Raw genomic sequence first — 2561 nt, forward strand, 5'->3', positions numbered from 1 at the left:
TACCCTTTCATTTTTTCTTTTGGGACACTATTTCCAAGGAAACTCTCCTACTCGATTTGAAATTGATTCCTGGAATTGTTTTGGGATTTGTATTGGGAATCAAGCTGGTAAAGTTGATCGATGAAGCATTTTTCAGAAAAATGATTTTGGTTTTGACCGCTTTGGGGGCGGTTATTATTTTGTTTAAATAGAGTTTGTTGCCAATACAAGTTGGATCCTGAACAGCAAAAAAATGCAACTAATCAGATTAACATGGATTCTAATGGAAAATAATCCTGTCAAAATCACTTTAACCTATTCTTATTCCTTATTTATTGTCCTTTTGTCTTGACGCAAAAGAACGAAAAAGTCAAGTCGTGGCATCCCGATAATTTTGGGGACTTCCGTGCTCTCGGCCAAGTGCTGGCCCGCTGCCACGACAGCCTCCCCGCAGTCAAATTATCGATACCCGTCAGATTTTGAGTGGTCATTTCGAGCTTTTCCGCCGATAAGGAATGCAGTGCGAAGTAAACTCGTTAATCTACCTAATAACGAGATAATCACCTACAAATTCCTTACCTCACAAACCTCTTAAAAAACGAATTCTCATTCCAAGTGGGTCGTTCCTCAGAAGTATTGATCAGGTAACTATTCATAAACTGAAGTTCCACGTAAGTTTTGGCTCCTTCGAAATTAAAGCTATCATCAAGTTCATCGGAAGGTTTATGATACATCTGACCCATCACATAGGTAATGGCTGAATCCAAACCTGAAGGTGAATCTTTGGATTGAATCCCGAATTTCATTCGCAAAGCAGGGATTCCAGCTTTCACAAAACTGTAATTATCACTTCTGACAAAACGGACTTCTTCAGGCAGGTGATCTTCATCAATAATTAGGTTAAGTAACCCAGTGGTTCGTTCTACAATATTCATGATGCTGCTTTGCTCAGCACCTAATGGCTCCACCGAAACCAAAGGTCCAACCATGGTTGGCATATCAGTATTGACATTTGCGATGATATTTTCCGCAGGAACAACTGGATTATTTGCTAAATACAAGGAACCTAGTAATCCCATTTCTTCAGCAGTAACCGCGGCAAAGATTACGGATCTCTTCGGTTTGGAAGGAAGCTCACTATACAATCTCGCGATTTCCAACATGGCACTAACCCCAGAAGCATTGTCATGTGCGCCATTGTAAATGGAATCCCCATTAATTGGCTCCCCTACTCCCACATGATCCAAATGAGCAGTATGGATCACATACTCATCCTTTAATTCTCCACCTTCCAATATTCCGACAACATTGGCACTTTCGAATTCAGAGAAATTCGTCACTACTTTTCCATTTAAATAGACATCGTTTTCAGGCTGGATCAGTACACCTTGCTCGTATTTGGTTAAAAATGAGTCGGTTTCATCTTCCATGATTTTTCGGATAAATTCCCAATCCAAAAATCCCCCAAATTTCATGTTCCCAAAATTTGATCGACCCTGGTAGTCTCCATTAGGCATTTTCACATTGACCATACCTGATTTGGAATTCCGATTATAACTTCCTTTGAAGTTCCCTCGCCCGCCTGGAAAAGTAGTAAATAGAATCCCTAAAGCTCCTTTTTCAATTAAGGTTTCAACCTTTGTATTCGTATTACTAAAATGGGCTCTTTCAGTCGCCGGAAGCGCCTCAGGGCCTCCACTAAAAACAACCACTATTTTTTCTTTTACATCCAGATTTTCAAAATCGTTGTGCCCAAACTGCGGGGCATCAATTCCATATCCAGCGATCACTAATTCTCCTCCGAAAACTGTTTCTGCCTCCTGAGCATTTCCTAAAAAGAAGTAATCCTCCCCCACTTCCATACTGTCCTTCCCATTCAAGAGCAAATAAGAAGAACTTTCATCCACGATAGATTTTCTAAATGTCATGGCTTGCAGGTAGCTGTTTCCCTCCTTGTCTCCCAGCGGTCTGATTCCTATGGATTGATATTGATCCATCACATATTTCATAGCCACTTCATATTCTGCAGTACCCGGCAGTCTACCTCTCAAGCTATCATGGGCCAAAATAGCAATGTGTTGCTTGATGAGCTCTGGATCTGCCGAATCAGCATAAGCTAATAAGGCTTGGTCATCTAACATAGAGGGTTTACAACTCGCAAATAATGATAAAATAGCGAGGCTGAAAAGTAAGTTTTTCATAGAAATTGGAACGAGTAATTGATACTTTCTAAACTTAAGAATAGTAAGATAATACTAAAACTGAATGATATTTATCAACTAGAGAAATTTCAAATTTCAAAAAGTAAAAGGCGTAAGTATTAATTACGCCTTATTAAAAATTCTACCTCGGAATGCATGAATGTTTCTAAAGATGAAACTCCTTGTCCATCACGAAAATCTTTACAGTTTCCCGGATTACACCATCATTTGCCATGGCACCTGGACCTTCTGTATCTAGGATATGAAAGAATGTTTCCAAGTTTGAAGCTTCAAAGATTAGTGCAACTTCGTTTCCTTCATTTATGGAAATATGAACTGGACTAGAGCAAGTTTGACGTTTGAATAATTCTCCGTGAGTTC

At 39.5% G+C, this 2561-nt stretch carries 2 protein-coding genes and 1 pseudogene; 1 reads left to right on the forward strand and 2 read right to left on the reverse strand.

Annotated features, from left to right (window positions below; all coding sequences use genetic code 11):
- Nucleotides 1-191: pseudogene (locus Q0L68_RS19485) on the forward strand (sulfite exporter TauE/SafE family protein); the annotation flags it as partial.
- Nucleotides 192-554: 363 nt separating this feature from the next.
- Here Q0L68_RS19485 and Q0L68_RS19490 read toward each other — a convergent pair.
- Complete coding sequence (locus Q0L68_RS19490; protein ID WP_296705915.1) at nucleotides 555-2180, reverse strand: M28 family peptidase; 1626 nt, start codon at nucleotides 2178-2180, stop codon at nucleotides 555-557.
- A 166-nt stretch (nucleotides 2181-2346) separates the two neighbouring features.
- The coding region (locus Q0L68_RS19495) for a hypothetical protein (protein WP_296705916.1) at nucleotides 2347-2561 on the reverse strand (215 nt) is incomplete at its 5' end.

The organism is Algoriphagus sp., from assembly GCF_024642405.1.
Taxonomy (GTDB): Bacteria; Bacteroidota; Bacteroidia; order Cytophagales; family Cyclobacteriaceae; genus Algoriphagus.